Origin of the sequence: Flavobacterium sp. (genome assembly GCF_024305175.1) — a bacterium.
In the GTDB taxonomy this organism is placed as follows: Bacteria; Bacteroidota; Bacteroidia; order Flavobacteriales; family Flavobacteriaceae; genus Flavobacterium.
In genome coordinates this window covers 1-18,069 of record NZ_JAMWYY010000012.1, presented here as the reverse complement: position 1 = coordinate 18,069, position 18,069 = coordinate 1, and the positions used below count along the sequence as shown (strand labels likewise).

Genomic DNA, 18,069 nt, shown 5'->3' with positions numbered 1-18,069 from the left:
TAAAAAGGGCTGTCGATTGAAGGACAGCCCTTTTATAATTTTAGAAATCTGTAGCGGTGCTTACATGTTTCCAGTTTTCAGTTTCATTGTGAAGGAAACTTATCTTGTTTTGTGCCATTTGCAGCGCATCACTCCCAAGGAAAAGGTACAAAGGTGCATTCTCAATGCCTGCAACCTTTAATATCTCTGTAACACCTTTAACCGGGTCGCCCTGCTGGTTGCCTTTAATCTGGTTTTGGTGTATAGATAGTACATTGCGCACTTCTTTATACTCTTCCATTTGTTTTGCAGGGGTAATAAGCGAATCAGACTCCAGGAAGTTCGTCCTGAAGTACCCCGGTAATACAAGGCTTACCTTTATGCCGAAAGGTTTAGCTTCTACCTGAAGGGCTTCAGTAAAGCCTACTACCGCAAACTTGGTGGCACAGTAAATTCCGAAACCGGGAAAACCGCCTGTAACGCCTGCAATAGATGAGATATTAAAAATGTGGCCAGACTCTTGCCTGCGCAGGTGTGGCATAACCTGCCTGATAACATTAAGGGAGCCGAATACATTTACATCAAAATTATGTCGTGCTTCAGCATCGCTTAGCTCTTCAAGGCTGCCTGCAAGTCCGTACCCGGCATTGTTAACCACATAATCTATCCTGCCGAATTTCGCTATGGTTTCGGCAACAGCATTACTCACGCTGTTTTCATTAGTCAGCTCTACCTCAAGCGGAAGAAAGTTCTCACTGTCAGTACCGGCAGCTTTTTTAAGCCCTTCAAAACTGCGTGATGTTGCGGCAATAGCATCTCCGTTTGCTAATACCTGCTTAATAAATTCAAGCCCAAACCCTTTGCTTGCGCCGGTTACAAACCATACTTTTTTTGCTTTTTGATTTTCCATACTGTTTGTTTTTTAATTACAATACAAAGGTATGGGCAACTTGTATGCTGCTTATTGCTCAGGGCAAACCAATACTTGTAAAAATCAAACAGTCCTGTATCGTGATGGAGTTAAAGAGGTGTGTTTCCTGAAAAAATTATTAAAATGTGAAGCTTCTTCAAAACCAAGGCTGTTGCTGATTTCAGACACATTCCAGTCGGTATGCCTAAGTAGTGCTTTGGCTTCAGCTACAAGCCTTTCACTTATAATGGTGGTAGTGGTTTTGCCTGTAGTAGCTTTTACTGCACGGTTAAGGTGGTTAACATGCACAGCCAGGCTCTCGGCAAAGCTGCGGGCCGATTTCATGGTAAAGCGCTGCTGTGGTGTCTCAATGGGGAACTGCCGCTCTAACAGCTCGCGAAAAACCGATGTAATTCGTGTATTTGCATTAGGGTGGTCATATAAATTAGAAGCCGGTTCTGTTTTTAGTGCCAGGTGTATTAATTCGTTGAGGTAACTGCGCAGCAGGTCGTACTTAAAAGCATAATCCGACTTGATTTCGGTAAGCATTTTCTCAAAAACAGCTACAATTGCCTGTTCATCAGTCTGGTTTAATATATATGAAGGCTTACCGCCAATGGCAAACATAGGCAGTTCCTGAAGGCTGCCACGCAGCTTTTCTGTAAAAAAAGGTTCAGTAAAGATGCAGAAATATCCTGTTGCCTCGCCCGAAATGTGTTCCCAGGTATAAGGGACCTTCGGGTTAAAGAAAATCATAGAAGTACCATCTACCTCAATGCTTTTATCGGCATAATGGTAGCGGTTAACACCCCTGATGAGTGTTATTTTGTAGTAATCACGGCGGGCGTATTGAATTGTGGTTGTGCCGGAAAGGCAGTCTTCTATCCTGAAAATATTAAAGTGCCCAGCTGTGGCATTCATATTTTCGGGAAGTGGCTGCATTTTATGCTCATAAAATTCTTTTAGGCCTTCTGTTTTCATAAGATGCAAATTTCAAACAAAGATACAAAAAGGACTTATTTGAAAGGTGTCATTCCGAACGTAATTTTATGAAGTGAAGAATCTCAATTATTGGGTTAGCAAGAGATTCCTCCTTCGTAAGAATGACAATATTACCTGTAAAGAAAACTTTTGAAGCAGCGCTTTATGATTTTTTTACAAACTCGGTGCGGAGTACCATAGCCACTTTATTCACGCGGCAGTCTATCTCGGCAGGATCATCGGTAAGGCGAATGTTCTTTACGGTAGTGCCTCTTTTAATAACCGCCGAAGAGCCTTTTACTTTAAGGTCTTTAATTACAGTTACAGTATCGCCGTCATTCAATATATTACCGTTGCTGTCTTTTACTTCCATAGTTCTGGTTGGTGTTTTTATTTTTGTCAGGGTTTGGTTTGCTGTTGTTGCGAGGTGCATTCTTTGGCAGGCTGGCCTCTTCTGTTTTGCTGCTGGGTTCTATCAGCTTGTTAAGTTCTTTAATTTCGGTAGGGGTTAGCTCCCTGTAGCGCCCAACGGCAACATCAAGCGAAATATTAATGATACGGATGCGTTTAAGCGCTGTAACCTCATATCCCAGGTATTCGCACATACGGCGTATTTGGCGGTTTAGGCCCTGCGTGAGCACTATCCTGAAAACATATTTGCTTATCTGCTCTACCTTGCATTTACGGGTAACGGTATCCAGTATCGGCACACCATTGCCCATGCGCTGTATGAACCTGTCGGTAATGGGTTTATTTACCGTAACTACATATTCCTTTTCGTGGTTGTTGCGCGCGCGCAATATCTTGTTTACAATATCGCCATCATCTGTCATAAAAATAAGGCCTTCGCTTGCCTTATCAAGCCTCCCTATGGGGAAAATACGCTTTGGGTAGTTAATGTAGTCAACAATATTGTTTTTTACATCCTGGTTAGTGGTACACTCTATACCCACCGGTTTGTTGAATGCAAGGTAGGTGTGCCGCCCTGTTTTTTCTCGTATGAGTTTTCCGTCAATGCGCACTTCATCATCCGGAGACACTTTTGTGCCCAGCTCCGGCAATACGCCGTTAATCGTTACACGACCTTCTTCAATAAGCTTATCGGCTTCCCTGCGGGAACAATAGCCGGTTTCTGCAATAAATTTATTAAGCCGTTTCAGTTCGTCTTCCATGCTGTAAAAATAGTGAATTTTAGGCTGTGTCAGCCTTTAAGAAACACGCAGATTTGATTGTACAGCGTGTCATCGTGCATACTGTGGCCAAGCCCGTTTGTAGTGATAAACTGTGCGTTTTGCCACGCTGCGGCTATTTTTTTTCCTTCTTTATAGCTTACCACCTCATCATCTGTATCATGTGCCAAAAGCCCGGGAATGGTTATTTTTTTAGCAAACAGGCTGCCTGAAAATTCATCAATCTTAATTTTAAAATGCTCAAAAAAGTGTTTTTTAAGCATTACAAATACATTGCTGTTCAGGCTAAGCAGGCCTGCATAGTTGGTAAGCAGTGTGTTAAGGTCACTCGGTGCGCCTAAAACTACCATTTTCTGTATAATACGGTTAGGGTAGTGCGACTGGTAATAGAGTGCTGTAGCCCCACCGACAGAATGGCCGATTAAAAAATCAGGTTTAAGGCTGCGCACTATGACATCTATAAACTCGGCGTAGCGGGGTATATTGAACTCCTGACCTGATGAGAGGCCATGTGCAGGTGCGTCAAGTGCAATGATGGTGTAATTGTCTTTGAGGAGGTAGGGGATAAAGAGTTCCCAGCGGGAGGCATTGCTTTCCCACCCGTGTACCAGCAGTACTTTTTTTTCGCCATTGCCCCATTTATACATCTGGAACACAAACTGGTCGTGCGTGAGCATTTCGGCCTCTGCTTCTTTTAGTATATCGGGGAGTTGTTCCTGAGTGAGCCTGCCGTCGCGTGGCGTACTGAAATACTTGTAGGCGAGTGTACTGGCCTTTTTAGGGGCTATGTAGCCAAGCAGGTTAATATAAAGTCCGATACTTTTTGTGAGTATATAGGTAAGAACCTTTTGCATGTAGTAAAAAAAGCCCCCCGCGTAGCGGAGGGCTGTTGTATTATAACTTAGCGAACAATTGTTCCATTTTTTCTCTTTCTTCTTCGGCAAGCACGCTGTCAACCAGTATCCTTCCGCTGTGCTCGTCAGTAAGTATTTTTTTACGGCTGGCAATTTCCATCTGGGTTTGCGGTGGTATGGTAAAGTAAGAACCTGCCGAAGCGCCCCTTTCTATAGAAACCACTGCAAGGCCGTTCCTCACGCTGCCGCGAATCCTCTTATAAGCGCTTAAAAGCCTTTCTTCAATCAGCGCTTCAAACTCAGCAGATTTTTCCATAAGGAAATTTTCTTCTTTCTCAGTTTCTGCCATTATAGCATCAAGCTCCGATTTTTTGTGCTGCAGGTGTGTTTTCCTGTCTTCCAGCTTTTGCTCGCTTTGCTCTATAACTTCTTTTTTGTGCTCTATAGAAGCCCGCATTTCTTTAATGTGCTTTTCTGCAAGCTGTATTTCAAGCTCCTGAAATTCAATCTCTTTAGAAAGTGAGTTGAACTCGCGGTTGTTGCGCACATTTTTTTGCTGTTCTGTGTATTTTTTGATGGCAGCCTTATGCTCATCAATAGCATTTTTCTTTTCCTTAATCTGGTCTTCAATTGACTCAAGGTCGCTTTTCAGTTTTTCAAGCCTTGTGGTAAGTCCTGCCACTTCGTCTTCCAGGTCTTCCACCTCAAGCGGAAGCTCGCCGCGCACATTCCTTATTTCGTCTATTCTTGAATCAATTAACTGTAAATCGTAAAGTGCCCTTAATTTATCTTCAACACTTATTTCCTTGGTAGTAGCCATATTTGTAAGTACTTAACTATATTTGTTTTTCTTCCGAATAAAATGAATGCAAAATTAGCGATTTTTTTCGTAACATACCTAATGATAAAAAAATATTACAGATAAAACAAAACCTTTCAGTATAAACTGGAAACATAACTGTTTTAATTTACTTATGCACTTTCAGAATCAATTAGATAAAGCCAAAGAAGAGCTGAAAGCAGGTTTAAAGCAAAAGGCAGCTAACAGGTTAAAAAATGTAATTAACGTTTTCCCTGATGAAATGGGTGCAAGGCATATGCTTGCCGAACTCTATTATAATGCAGGCTTTCTTGATATGGCCGGCAGGTATTGGTACTTATCAGAACCAGTTAGTGACGAAATAAAATTAAGCATTGAAGCTTATAACAAAACTATAAATTACTCTCCAGTACAGGCTTTAAAGGATATAAAATACCGAGGTGATAAAAGCGGCTTGCCCAAATATGCAGCAATGCGTTTGCAACAGCTTGAAAGCAGTGCCGCAGCTATGGGGCATACTATACCTGTATTTACAAGCAAAAAGAATATCAAACCAACGCGAAAAATGAAAAATAAGCTGTATATGAAATTGCAGTCTTACTTTTTTAAGCTTATTGTATTGTTCCTGTTTATTAGCCTTATTGTAGGGGTTATTACTGTGTTTGTATTTCTTTTCAATTTATAGTAAACGCTCTGCCTAAATATATTTTACAGGGTTTGTGTCAGTTTCTGTTATATATACTGGGGTACTCGCTGTAATTTCTTGAAGGTAACCTGCTATATAGTCTTTTACATAGCGTTCGCTTTCATAGTGGCCTATGTCTGCCAGTATTATTTTTCCTTCAGCTTCATAAAAATTATGATATTTTAAATCGGCTGTAAGGTAAGCGTCAGCGCCTGCTACTATGGCGTTTTTAATGGCAAACGCGCCAGATCCGCCCAGTACAGCAACCTTTTTTATCTGTTTTTTTTTAAAAGCACTGTGCCTTATGCCGCCGCATTGCATTTTCTCTTTAACCATTATAAGGAATTCTTCCTCATCCATGGGTGTTTCAAGCTCGCCAACCATACCCAATCCGATATTTTGGTGGCGGTTCATCAGGCTGTATATTTCATAAGCCACCTCTTCATAAATATGGTTGCTGAAAAGCGTTTTAAGTATTTCAGCTTCAAGGTGCTTTTCAAAAGTGACTTCAATTTTAATTTCGCGGCTTTCAATAAATTCGCCTACTGCTCCAACCACGGGGTTACTCTCGTTGTTTCCTAAGTAGGTACCAATGCCCTGCGAGTTAAAGCTGCAGTTTTCATAATTACCAATATTGCCTGCCCCGGCGTTAAAAAGCGCATTACGAAGCTCATCGGCATTTTCGGGTGTGGTATAGGTAACCAGCTTGCGGATGTAGTTTTCCTTCGGTACCAGTATTTTTGTATTTATTAGCCCCAGCGCTTTGCAGAATATTTTATTTACACCCTGCTTGTGGTTATCTAATGCAGTGTGCACTGCATAAATGGCAATGTCATTTTTTATGGCTTTAAGTAAAGAGCGCTCTACATAATTTTTCCCGGTTATGTTCTTAAGCCCTGAAAACAATATTGGGTGAAAACACACTACAAGGTTACAGTTTTTAGTAATGGCCTCGTCAATAACAGCTTCTATTGCGTCATGGCAAACCAGTATGCCGGTAAGCGGAGTGTTTTTATCTCCCGCAAGCAGCCCTACATTATCAAAATCTTCTGCATAAGCAAGTGGTGCCATACGTTCAAGAAGGGCAATTGCATCGGTAATTTTCATTTATAACCTTTTTTGTTTGGTTTCCAAATATACTTATTTGCGGTTGTTACAGTCAATAAAAAACTGCCGTAAGGCAGTTGTGATATTTTAGTTACACTCGTAACCGGAATCTTCGGCGCTGCTGATGTATTCTTCATAGTCTATAGTAGTGTCCTCATCATTTATATAGGCATTACCATTTTCACCCTCACAAACAGACTCCGAGATATTAACTCCTTCCTGATTAAATGTACATACAGCACAGTTAGAACTACTGTCGTCAGAGGAGCATGAAAATAAGACCATTACCGTAAAGGCAGATACCGCAAAAACAATTTTTTTCATTGTATTAATATTATGTTGTTAAGCTATAAAAGTAAAGAATCCAGAAGATACAGGCCTTAACCATCAAGTTAAAACATTTATAAATTAAGCTGGTTTCAACCTTAAACAAATTTTAATTTTTTTTATGTTATTAAAAAAATATTATTATGTTTGCCAAAATCTTAACAATAACACATTACTACTATGAAAAAATTATTAATGGTATCTGCTCTTGCTCTTGCAGGTTTGACATTTACAGCTTGTGGCGACGATGATGGAGGCGGATCAAGCGCTTCACTTGAAGGAAAATGGTATTTTTCTAAGACAGGTACGGCTGTTGGAGGTCAGGAGGCATTTATTGATTATGACCACGAAGAAGGTTGTGAGAAAGACTATGTTGAGTTTGTTGAAGGTGGTGTTTACAGGGATGTATCACACTGGAGTGACTGTGAAACTGATATAGAAACAGATACATGGTCGAGAAGTGGCAACACTATTACCGTAGGTACCGGTGCTGATGCAATTTCAGGAACAATCAGTAAGCTTACTGGAAGTGAACTTAGAATAAGTACTACCGAAGAAATGGGTGGGCAAAATTTTAATTCTATAACTGTATTTACAAGAGAATAGTTATAAAAACTAATTTGTCTTAAATTTAAAAGTGTCCATATTGGGCACTTTTTTTATATTTACATATCAATTAATAAAGCCTTGCGAAAAATTTTACTGCCATTTTCCCTGATATATTTACTTATAACTGCTATAAGAAATATTCTTTATAACAAAGGTTTGTTTAAAAGCTATTCATTTTCGCTCCCTGTTATTGTTATTGGTAACCTGAGTACAGGCGGCACAGGTAAATCTCCAATGACCGAATATTTAATTCGCCTGTTGAAAGACAAATATAAACTTGCTACCCTAAGCAGGGGGTATAAAAGAAAGACGAAAGGTTTTGTACTGGCAGACAACAAAGCTACTGCCTTAACCATGGGTGATGAGCCTTACCAGTTCTATACTAAGTTTAGCGACATAACAGTTGCTGTAGATGCCGACAGGGTAAATGGTGTAAACAGATTGCTTGAACTTAATGAAAAGCCGGATGTAATTGTACTTGATGATGCCTACCAGCACCGCAGGCTGAAAGCAGGCTTTTATATTTTGCTGACAGCTTATTCTGACCTGTATGCAGATGATTACTTGCTGCCCGCAGGCAATTTACGGGAGAGGAGGGCAGGGGCAAAGCGTGCCGATGTTATTGTTGTAACTAAGTGCCCGAGTGCTTTAACGCTGCAGGAGCAGGAGGCTGTTATAAAAAAACTAAAACCACTAAAAGCGCAACAGGTGTTTTTTACATCTATTGGTTATGATGATCATGTATACTCTGAAACGGGTAAAATAGCAGTAACAGAAGTAAAGCAGCAGCAAAATATACTGGTTGCGGGCATTGCCAAGCCCAAGCCCTTTTTCGATTATGTAATGGGTAGCGATGATATTATCAAGCCCTACCCAGACCATCATGACTTTACAGAAAGGGAAATAGCGGAGCTTACAGCTCTTGCTGAAAGCAGGATTATAATTACCACCGAAAAAGATTATATGAGGCTTAAAGGCAGGATACCTGCCGGCAAATTACATTACCTGCCCATAAAAACCGTATTTTTAAATAACGGCGGGCAATTCGACAAAACAATATTAGATTATGTGGGAAAAAGTACAGCAAACGGTTGAATACATAAAGCAAAAAACAGGCTTTGCACCTGAGTATGGTGTAATACTCGGCTCGGGGCTGGGAGGTTTTGCTGAAGATATTACTATTGAACATTCGTTGCCATACCATGAAATACCTAACTTTCCTGTTTCTACTGTGGCAGGGCATAAAGGCAGGCTTATTTTCGGGACAGTAGGCTCAAAGAAAGTAGTCGCCATGCAGGGGCGCTTTCATTATTATGAAGGCTACAGCATGCAGGAGGTTACTTTCCCCGTCAGGGTAATGAAGTACCTTGGCGTTAGCAGGTTTATTGTAAGCAATGCATCAGGCGGGGTAAACCCCTATTACCATGTTGGGGATATTGTTATTATTTATGACCATATTAACCTGATGCCCGAGCATCCGCTGAGGGGTAAAAACGATGAGCGTTTTGGCCCACGCTTTGTAAACATGAGCGAGCCTTACAGCCGTAACATGATCAACAAAGCGAAAGAAGTTGCCAAAAACCTGAACATAGAGGTTAAAGATGGTATTTACCTCGGGTTACAAGGGCCTACTTTTGAAACACTTTCTGAATACAGGATGGTTAAAACGCTGGGAGCCGACTGTGTTGGAATGTCAACCGTGCCGGAAGTTATAGTAGCCCGCCATATGGATATGGAGTGCTTTGGCGTATCTGTAATTACCGATATGGGCAATGAAGATACTATTGCTGAGGTAAACCATGAAGAAGTGTTACAGGCAGCCAAAAAAGCCGAACCGAAAGTGCGCACCCTTATTGCAGAACTGATTAAGGCTTATTGATTCTTTTTACTGATGTAGGCAATAAGGTCTATTAACCTGCTGGAGTAGCCTATCTCGTTATCATACCAGCCTACAACTTTTACCATTTTATCTATTACAGAGGTTAGCTGCGAATCAAAAAGGCAGGAATTGGTGTTGCCTAAAATATCTACACTTACAATCGGGTCTTCGGTATAGGCAAGAATACCTTTAAGTTCATTATCGGCGGCAGTTTTAAAAGCAGCATTAATTTCTTCAATGCTTACTTCGCGTTTTACATAACAGGTAATGTCAGTCAGCGAACCGTCGGGTACCGGTACACGTATGCCGCTGCCACCGAGTTTTCCTTCAAATTCAGGAAATACTTTGGTCAGGGCTTTTGCAGCGCCCGTTGTAGTTGGCACGATAGACTGAGTTGCTCCCCTCGCCCTGCGAAGGTCTTTATGTGGTTGGTCGTGCAGGCTTTGGTCGGTAGTATAGGAGTGAACAGTAGTAATATAAGCCTTTTTTATACCGCAAAGGTCGTTTATCACCTTCATCATTGGTGCGGCATTATTTGTAGTACAGCTTGCGTTGCTTAATATGGTTTCGGTACCGTCAAGTATATGTTCGTTTACGCCCAATACAACGGTTTTTATCCTGTCATCTTCGGGCGGCGCCGAAAGTATTACCCTTTTAGCCCCGGCTGTAAGGTGCTTTTCTGCATCCTCATAGGTTTTAAATTTACCCGTAGCCTCTACCACTATATCAACATCAAAAGCGCTCCAGTCAATATCCTGTATGTTTTTTTTACGGGTATAATTAAACTCCCTGCCGTTAATTATAATGCTGTTTTCAGTATGGCTTATCTCTCCCTGTAATATGCCGTGTATGCTGTCATACTTAACAAGATGAGCCATAGTGCGGGTATCGGCAATATCATTTATAACGGTAACTTCTATATCAGGGTTATCCAGTAAAAGCCGGAAAAGGTTACGGCCTATACGGCCAAATCCATTAATGGCTATTTTGGTTTTGCTCATTGTTGTATAATTGGTAGCGAAAACGAGAGTTAATATAACATTTAGCTTTTTACCTTATGACTTTCGGCTTTTGGCTAAAGAATATGTTTTTGGGCTTTGTAAGATGAACGCACCAATGCACCGCTTTCCACATGGCGGAAGCCCATTTCAAGCCCAACTTCTTCATACTTCTTAAACTGTTCCGGAGTAATAAACTCTTTTACAGGCAGGTGTTTTTTGCTGGGTTGCAGGTATTGGCCTATGGTAAGCACATCAAGGTTAACATCCCTAAGGTCGCGCATGGTTTGCAGCACTTCTTCCTCAGTTTCGCCCAGGCCAAGCATAATGCCTGACTTTGTCCTGTTAATTCCGCTGGCTTTCAGGTAGCGCAATACCTCAAGGCTACGTTCATATTTAGCCTGTATCCTTACTTCACGTGTTAGCCTTTTCACGGTTTCCATGTTGTGCGAAACCACTTCGGGAGCAACAGCCACAATACGGTCTATGTTTCTTTCTATACCCTGAAAATCAGGTATAAGAGTTTCAAGTGTGGTTTCAGGGTTCATCCTGCGAATAGCCTTTACCGTTTCAGCCCATATAATAGAGCCACCGTCTTTAAGGTCGTCCCTGTCAACACTCGTAATAACTGCGTGCTTAATATTCATTATTTTTATAGAACGCGCCACTTTCTCAGGCTCATCCCAGTCAACCGTTTCGGGTCTTCCGGTCTTTACCCCGCAAAAGCCGCACGAACGGGTGCACACGTTACCCAGTATCATAAAGGTAGCTGTACCCTCGCCCCAGCATTCGCCCATGTTAGGGCAACTGCCCGAGGTGCATATGGTATGCAGCTTATATTTATCTACAAGTCCACGAAGTTCTGTATATTTTTTACCCGTAGGCAGTTTAACCCTCAGCCACTTGGGCTTTTGGGTAAATTGTCCGTTAAGGGCTGTTGGTGTTGCTGTATCAAGTATCGTTTCCATAACAAAAACTTTAGGCTGCAAAGATAAGGGATATTTATCTATTAGCCCATACCATTACCTGCTAATAAAAAAGCGTACCCATTGGGTACGCTTATGTAAAATATTTGTTAGTGCTATTTAGTTTACCTGTAAAACTTCCGCTTTATCATTCATTAAAGCCTCTGCGCTTGCTATGGCATTTACCGTTTTTATAACAGAATCTGGTGTTACCGATATAGTGTCTATACCCAGCCCGACAAGGAATTGTGCAAAGTCAGGAAAATCCGAAGGCCCCTGCCCGCAGATACCCACTTTTACACCTGCTTTTTTAGCGGTTGAAATCAGCATTTCCAACATGCGTTTAACAGCAGGGTTGCGCTCGTCATACAGGTGTGCTACAAGAGACGAATCCCTGTCAAGCCCAAGTGTAAGCTGTGTAAGGTCGTTACTGCCTATAGAGAAACCATCTATATGCTGTGCGAACTCTGCAGCCATAAGTATATTACTCGGTATTTCGGCCATCAGGTAAAGTTCCAGCCCGTGCTCGCCGCGCACCAGGCCATACTCTTTCATCACTTCCTTTACCTTTATCAGTTCTTCTACTGTACGGCAGAAGGGTATCATTACTACCACATTTTTAAGGCCACGCTCTTCACGGGCTTTTTTAATGGCGCGGCACTCTAAGCCAAAAGCTTCTTTGTAGGCATCTGAGTAATAACGGGAAGCACCCCTCCAGCCAATCATTGGGTTTTCTTCTTCCGGCTCAAAATACTTACCGCCAAGCAGGTTGTAATATTCGTTGGTTTTAAAGTCAGAAAAACGCACAATGGTTTTATGCGGATAAAACGAAGCCGCTATTTTAGATATGCCGTCTGCCAGTTTTTCTATAAAGAAATCTTCTTCGTTGGCATAGCCTGTAATTTTCTTTTCTATTGCAGCGGTTAGGCTTCTGTCATTAAGGTCGCGGTGCTGCATCAGTGCAAGCGGGTGAACTTCTATATAGTTATTAATGATGAACTCCTCTCGTGCCAGCCCTACACCTTTATTGGGCAGGTGCGAAAAACGGAACGCAAGCCCCGGAGAGGCTACATTAAGCATGATATCTGTTTTCACTTCAGGTAACAGGCTTAGGTCATACTCAGTTTCAGTATAAGGTACTTCTCCCTCATAAATAAAACCTTTATCACCCTCGGCACATGATGCGGTTACCATCATGCCTTCTTTAATAACCTCTGTAGCGTTACCGCAACCCACAATAGCCGGTATGCCCATTTCGCGCGCTATAATGGCGGCATGGCAGGTGCGCCCGCCCTTATTGGTAATAATAGCCGATGCCTTCTTCATTATTGGTTCCCAGTCCGGGTCAGTCATCTCCGTTACCAGTACATCGCCGGGAGTAAACTCATGGCCTTCGGTTACACGCTTATCGAGCGAATAGATTATAGTAGCTTTTCCGGAACCTATTTTATCGCCAACCGCAATACCTGTAGTAATCACTTTTTCATGGCGGCTTGCATCATCAATACTATATTCGGTTATGGTATTGTGTTCTTTGCGTGAGTGTATTGTTTCCGGCCTTGCCTGTACAATAAATAATTCTTTGGTAAGCCCGTCTATAGCCCATTCAACATCCATTGGTGTCCATTTATCGCGCAGCTTGGTATAATAATCTTCAATAATTACTACCCATTTTGCCAGCTTCAGCACATTATCATCGGTAAGGCAAAAACGTTTCCTTGCTTTTTCTTCAGTAGGTATAATGGTAACACGCTCGTCTCCGCCTTCGCCATACACCATCATTTTGTCTTTGTTACCCAGTTTCTTTTCTATAATAGAATCATACCCCTCTTTAAGTGCAGGCTTAAATACTATAAATTCGTCAGGCGAAACAGCACCCTGCACCAGCATTTCACCAAGCCCAACCGTACCGTTAATAATAACAGCATCTTTAAATCCGCTTTCGGTATCTATAGAGAACGCCACGCCAGAAGCACCAAGGTCGCTGCGCACCATCTTTTGCACGCATACCGACAATCCAAGCTGCATCAGGTCATAATTAAAACGCTCCCTGTAGCTTATCGCCCTGTCGGTAAATAACGAAGCAAAACATTTCCTTATGCTGTCCATAAGCATTTCCGGGCCACGAACGTTAAGGTAGGTTTCCTGCTGCCCTGCAAATGAAGCATCCGGCAGGTCTTCGGCAGTTGCCGAACTCCGTACTGCAACATCGGTAATATCCTGCCCGTATTGCGCCGACAGTTTATGATAGCAGTTAATGATTTCCTCCCTCATCTCGGCAGGAAACTTACCGTTAAGAAAAGCCTGCCTTACCTGCATACCGCCCCTGCGCAACGACTCAATATTGTCGTGGTTGATGGTGTTTATTATGTCTGTAATTTTCTGCTCCAGCCCGTTGTGGTTTAAATAAGCACGGTAAGCATCTACCGTTACTACAAAACCGTCGGGTATGCTAACGCCGAGCTGTGTGAGGTTCTGGAGCATTTCTCCTAATGAGGCGTTTTTACCGCCAACGTTTTCAATGTCGTTTATACCGACACTTTTTAAAGGCAATGTAAAATTCATAGTGTTGTGTGTTTGGGTTTGAAATCAGATTTGTTTGAAAAATGTTCAAAAGTATTGGCTTTATTCTGACTACGAAAACGTTTTAGTTTATATTTATAATAAATTATTCTTAAAAATACTACTGTAATATCATTATAAAATATCTATAGAGTTAAGTACTAAAAACAGGTTTAGCAGAGTTAAGTATATATACATTACACATTTTGCTATCTTTGAATAAAACTGCTGAAAAAAGATGATGAAAAAGATTGCGTTTCTATTATTACTCTTTGTTTGTTTTGGAGCAAAAGCCTCTATGATACTGCTGCCTATGGATGAAACCAGCCAGGTAAACCACCTTAAGGCTTATGGCATTACTTACTGGGCATTAGACAGAAGCTATAAGGCAAACTGGCTGCTTAACTACAGGGGCGGCTCTTTCCTGCTGCCGGATACCGAAGAAATAAGGCGCGAATGCAAGATTAGGGGGGTTAGTTATGAAATACTGAGTGATGCTGAGGCAAACAGCATTATGGATGATATAAGCAGCCCGTCTCAGAACATGGAAACCGTTGTTTTAGAGAAAGCTCCAAAAATAGCTGTGTATTCACCTCCGGGTAAACAGCCGTGGGACGATGCCGTAACACTGGTATTAACCTATGCCGAGATACCATTTACAACTATATATGATGAAGAGGTTTTGAGCGATGCACTGCTGTTGTATGATTGGCTGCACCTGCACCATGAAGATTTTACCGGGCAATATGGTAAATTTTTCGGGGCTTACCGCAATGCACCCTGGTATATTGAGCAGAAAAGGGAAGCGGAAGAACTTGCGGCAAAATTAGGTTACAGTAAGGTGTCTGAAGAAAAGATGGCGGTTGCCGATAAGATTCGCAATTATGTTATTGGAGGAGGGTTTATGTTTGCTATGTGCTCTGCAACCGATAGCTTTGATATTGCGCTTTCTGCAGAAGGTGTAGATATTTGTGAGCCAATGTTTGACGGTGATGCCAGCGACCCGAATTACCAGTCGCGCATAGATTACAACAACGCTTTTGCATTTAAGGATTTTATACTGGAACGGAATCCTGTAGTATATGAGTTTTCGGATATTGATACTACTACTGATAGGCGTATATTGCCTGATAATGATTATTTTACGCTTATGGAGTATTCTGCCAAGTGGGACCCCGTTCCTACCATGCTGTGCCAAAACCACACGCAACTGGTTAAGGGTTTTATGGGGCAGACAACGGCCTTTCGGGCTGACAGGGTAAAGTCTAATATTTTAGTGATGGGAGAGAACAAGCAGAACAATGAAGCCCGCTATATACATGGTACTAAAGGTAAGGGTATGTTTACGTTTTATGGCGGCCACGATCCTGAAGACTATCAGCACAGGGTAGGAGATGCACCAACAGTGCTCGACCTGCACCCTAACTCGCCCGGCTACAGGCTTATACTGAATAATGTGCTTTTTCCTGCCGCCAAGAAAAAGAAACTTAAGACTTAATTGTGTAGAGGTATATAAATAAAAGCCTCCCTATTCGGGAGGCTTTTTTTATTTAAGCGGTGTGTTGCAACCGTTCTTTATCTTCTTTGGCCTGCTGTTCTTTAATGATACTTACCACCAGGTTAATATCTTCGGCAAATGCGGTAATAAAATCACCTTCTTCGGCAATTAAAAGAGCATGGCGCAGCGCCTGCTCCTCATCCGATATTATCTCATGCGTTACATTCCTCCCTGCTTTTTGTAAGCCCTGTAGCATCATATCATTAATATGCTCTTCGGTATTACCGCGAAGGTCTCCTTCCTGCCTTATAATGATGTGGTCAAACATCCTGGCCGCTATAAAGGCACATTCAATAATATCTTCATCACGCCTGTCGCCAATGCCCGATACAATGCCTATTTTTTTACGCGCACCTATGTTTTTGATATAATCTTCTATAGCTTCATAACCATGTGGATTATGTGCATAATCTACCATTACATGATAACTCCGCAGCTCAAACAGGTTCATGCGGCCGGGTGTAAGCTCATAGCCCGGTGTAAAGGTTTGCAGGGCACTGCTTATTTGCTTCACAGAAAAGCCCCACAGGTAGGTAGCAAGTGCAGATGCCAGCGTATTAGCTACCATAAATTTTATTTTTCCGCCGTGTGTTAGCGGTACATTGTGCACATTTGCAATGCGAATGTCTTTACCGTCTTTTTTAACGGTTATATAGCCATTTTCTACAAAAGCGATAATTTTGCCATTGCTGATAAGCTGTTTAACAGTTTCGCTTTCAGGTTCGAGTGTAAAATAAGCCACGTTGCATTTTAAATCTTCGGCTATGGCAAGGCAGTGTTCGTCATCTGCATTTAAAATAGCCCAGCCATCTTTTTTAACGCTATGTACTACAACGCTCTTTACCCGTGCAAGGTCTTCTAAATTATGAATGTCATTCAGCCCCAGGTGATCTTCTTTTATATTGGTTATTATACCAATATCGCACTGGTCAAACGCTATACCCGAACGTAAAATTCCGCCGCGTGCCGTTTCCAGCACGGCAAATTCAACCGAAGGGTCTTTTAATATATACTGAGCGCTGGCAGGCCCGGTGGTATCGCCCTCCATCATCAGCTTATTATTTACATATATACCATCTGTAGTAGTAAAGCCGGTAGTAAAGCCGCTGTTCTGCGCTATATGTGCCGTTAGGCGGGTAGTTGTGGTTTTTCCGTTAGTGCCTGTGATGGATATGACAGGTATACGCCCGGTTTTACCTTGCGGGAATAGCATATCTACTACTGGGGCAGCCACATTGCGCGGTTTGCCCTGGGTAGGGGCAAGGTGCATCCTGAAACCCGGTGCAGCATTTACCTCTAATATGGCTCCGCTGTTTTCTGTTATGGGCTCACTCAGACTTTGTGCCATAATATCAATACCGCATATATCTAGCCCAATTATACGGGCAATCCTTTCTGCAAGGGCAATATTATCGGGGTGTATATCTTCTGTCACATCAACAGATGATCCTCCTGTGCTAAGGTTGGCTGTAGATTTCAGGTAAACCACCTCGTTCTTTCCAAGAACTGTTTCCAGTGTATAGCCTGCTTTTTCCAGCATTACTTCAGTATCGTGGTCAACCTTAATCTTTGTAAGTACATTTTCGTGCCCGTTACCGCGCCTGGTATCAAAATTAACAAGGTCAATCAGCGTTTGTATGCTGTTGTGCCCGTTGCCGGTAACATGTGCCGGTATGCGCTTGGCTGCCGCTACATATTTATTATCTATTACAAGTATCCTGAAATCAAATCCATTAATGTAACGTTCAACCATAACCTTGCGGCTATATTGCTTCGCATGTTCAAATGCTTCCCTCGCTTTATCCCGGTCAGTAATATTGATGGTTGCCCCTTTGCCCTGGTTACCGTCTAAAGGTTTTATAACCAAAGGATAACCTATAGCACTGATAGTTTCTTCTAATTCAGTTTCGTTGCTGCATAATTCTCCTTTAGGCACAGGTATGGCAGCGTTGCCTAATAATTCTTTTGTACGCTGCTTGTCGCATGCCAGGTCAACTGCAAGGGCGCTTGTTTTGCAGGTCATGGTTGCCTGAAAACGCATCTGGTTAGCACCATACCCTAACTGTACCATAGAATCATTACCAAGCCTAATGAAAGGGATTCCTCTTTTCACTGCTTCTTCCACTATACTTTTGGTACTTGGTCCCAAGCAGTTACTTTCGCAAATCTCCTTCATGTTATTTATGTCGGCATAAAGGTCATATTCTTCATTACTGATAACCGCTTCTGCTATCCTTACCGCTGCATGGGCAGCATAAAGCCCTGCTTCTTCATCAGTATAGGCAAACACTACGTTATAAACGCCTTCTTCATTTGTAGAGCGTGTGCGGCCGTAGCCCACATCCATTCCGGCGATTGTTTGTATCTCTAACGCAATATGTTCTATAACATGCCCCATCCAGGTGCCCAGTTCCACACGAAGGAAAAACCCTCCGCGTTTGCCTTCGCTGCAATGGTGTTCTACTAATGAAGGTATAAGTTTTTGCAGCCTGTCCCTGAAACCGGGTATCCTGTCGGTAGGATAATGTTCCAGTTCCTCAAGGTCTAAACGCATTTGTATTAGTTTTTTCCTGTAGTTGCTCCAGACGTTTGGCCCGCGAAGCACCTGAATTTTCCTGATTTTCATGCTTGGATAGATTGTAACG

General features: G+C 42.1%; 16 protein-coding genes and 1 pseudogene. 5 read left to right on the top strand and 12 right to left on the bottom strand.

Translation table 11 applies throughout. The features are described 5' to 3' along the window. Positions 1-40 precede the first annotated feature (40 nt). The 6 genes and pseudogenes from Q0K96_RS04620 to Q0K96_RS04595 all read right to left on the bottom strand — a co-directional run bounded on the left by Q0K96_RS04620 (position 41) and on the right by Q0K96_RS04595 (position 4,734). Positions 41-889: an SDR family NAD(P)-dependent oxidoreductase gene (locus tag Q0K96_RS04620; RefSeq protein ID WP_297332834.1), complete on the bottom strand. Its 849-nt coding sequence runs from the start codon at positions 887-889 to the stop codon at positions 41-43. A gap of 84 nt (positions 890-973) precedes the next feature. Next, positions 974-1,870 (bottom strand): AraC family transcriptional regulator, encoded by an 897-nt coding sequence (locus tag Q0K96_RS04615; protein ID WP_297332833.1) that lies wholly within the window; start codon positions 1,868-1,870, stop codon positions 974-976. 163 nt (positions 1,871-2,033) lie between these two features. After that, positions 2,034-2,234, bottom strand: a pseudogene (locus tag Q0K96_RS04610) (zinc ribbon domain-containing protein YjdM); the annotation flags it as partial. Beyond that, a complete protein-coding gene (gene rluF, locus Q0K96_RS04605) occupies positions 2,218-3,042 on the bottom strand; it encodes a 23S rRNA pseudouridine(2604) synthase RluF (RefSeq protein WP_297332832.1) in 825 nt (274 codons plus the stop codon). The pseudogene Q0K96_RS04610 and the gene rluF, both read right to left, overlap by 17 nt. A 29-nt stretch (positions 3,043-3,071) precedes the next feature. Continuing rightward, a complete protein-coding gene (locus Q0K96_RS04600; RefSeq protein WP_297332831.1) occupies positions 3,072-3,914 on the bottom strand; it encodes an alpha/beta hydrolase in 843 nt (280 codons plus the stop codon). Positions 3,915-3,954: 40 nt separating this feature from the next. Then, entirely contained in the window at positions 3,955-4,734 is a 780-nt protein-coding gene (locus Q0K96_RS04595; protein ID WP_297332830.1) for a hypothetical protein, read from the bottom strand. A gap of 154 nt (positions 4,735-4,888) precedes the next feature. On the opposite strand from Q0K96_RS04595, the gene Q0K96_RS04590 reads away from it, so the two are divergent. Further along, complete coding sequence (locus tag Q0K96_RS04590) at positions 4,889-5,419, top strand: DUF6584 family protein (RefSeq protein WP_297332829.1); 531 nt, start codon at positions 4,889-4,891, stop codon at positions 5,417-5,419. Between the two features lie 12 nt (positions 5,420-5,431). On the opposite strand, the gene Q0K96_RS04585 is transcribed toward Q0K96_RS04590, so the two are convergent. Next, entirely contained in the window at positions 5,432-6,526 is a 1,095-nt protein-coding gene (locus Q0K96_RS04585) for a Nif3-like dinuclear metal center hexameric protein (protein WP_297332828.1), read from the bottom strand. An 87-nt stretch (positions 6,527-6,613) separates the two neighbouring features. After that, positions 6,614-6,850 carry a hypothetical protein gene (locus tag Q0K96_RS04580; protein WP_297332827.1) on the bottom strand — a complete coding sequence of 79 codons (237 nt, stop codon included), beginning with the start codon at positions 6,848-6,850 and terminating at the stop codon, positions 6,614-6,616. A gap of 198 nt (positions 6,851-7,048) precedes the next feature. On the opposite strand from Q0K96_RS04580, the gene Q0K96_RS04575 reads away from it, so the two are divergent. The 3 genes from Q0K96_RS04575 (at position 7,049) to Q0K96_RS04565 (ending at position 9,341) form a co-directional block, all read left to right on the top strand. Next, on the top strand, positions 7,049-7,459 hold the full coding sequence (locus Q0K96_RS04575) for a hypothetical protein (protein WP_297332826.1): 411 nt from the start codon (positions 7,049-7,051) through the stop codon (positions 7,457-7,459). Between the two features lie 69 nt (positions 7,460-7,528). Further along, the gene (gene lpxK / locus Q0K96_RS04570) at positions 7,529-8,557 is read left to right on the top strand and encodes a tetraacyldisaccharide 4'-kinase (RefSeq protein ID WP_297332874.1); all 1,029 of its coding nucleotides are present in this window, start codon (positions 7,529-7,531) and stop codon (positions 8,555-8,557) included. Beyond that, positions 8,529-9,341: a purine-nucleoside phosphorylase gene (locus Q0K96_RS04565; RefSeq protein ID WP_297332825.1), complete on the top strand. Its 813-nt coding sequence runs from the start codon at positions 8,529-8,531 to the stop codon at positions 9,339-9,341. Before lpxK ends, Q0K96_RS04565 begins: the two co-directional genes overlap by 29 nt. Here the strand turns inward: Q0K96_RS04565 and gap are convergent. The 3 genes from gap to ppsA form a co-directional block, all read right to left on the bottom strand. After that, positions 9,335-10,342 (bottom strand): type I glyceraldehyde-3-phosphate dehydrogenase, encoded by a 1,008-nt coding sequence (gap, locus tag Q0K96_RS04560; RefSeq protein WP_297332824.1) that lies wholly within the window; start codon positions 10,340-10,342, stop codon positions 9,335-9,337. The genes Q0K96_RS04565 and gap overlap by 7 nt on opposite strands. Before the next feature lie 74 nt (positions 10,343-10,416). Beyond that, entirely contained in the window at positions 10,417-11,307 is an 891-nt protein-coding gene (lipA, locus tag Q0K96_RS04555; protein ID WP_297332823.1) for a lipoyl synthase, read from the bottom strand. Between the two features lie 117 nt (positions 11,308-11,424). Then, positions 11,425-13,869, bottom strand: coding sequence for a phosphoenolpyruvate synthase (gene ppsA, locus Q0K96_RS04550; protein ID WP_297332822.1), 2,445 nt, complete (start codon positions 13,867-13,869; stop codon positions 11,425-11,427). A gap of 235 nt (positions 13,870-14,104) precedes the next feature. Between ppsA and Q0K96_RS04545 the strand changes: the two genes are divergently transcribed. Beyond that, positions 14,105-15,364, top strand: a complete 1,260-nt coding sequence (locus Q0K96_RS04545) for an asparagine synthetase B (protein WP_297332821.1) — start codon at positions 14,105-14,107, stop codon at positions 15,362-15,364. Positions 15,365-15,416: 52 nt separating this feature from the next. Here the strand turns inward: Q0K96_RS04545 and cphA are convergent, their stop codons facing one another. Then, entirely contained in the window at positions 15,417-18,050 is a 2,634-nt protein-coding gene (gene cphA / locus Q0K96_RS04540) for a cyanophycin synthetase (protein ID WP_297332820.1), read from the bottom strand. Positions 18,051-18,069: the final 19 nt, after the last annotated feature.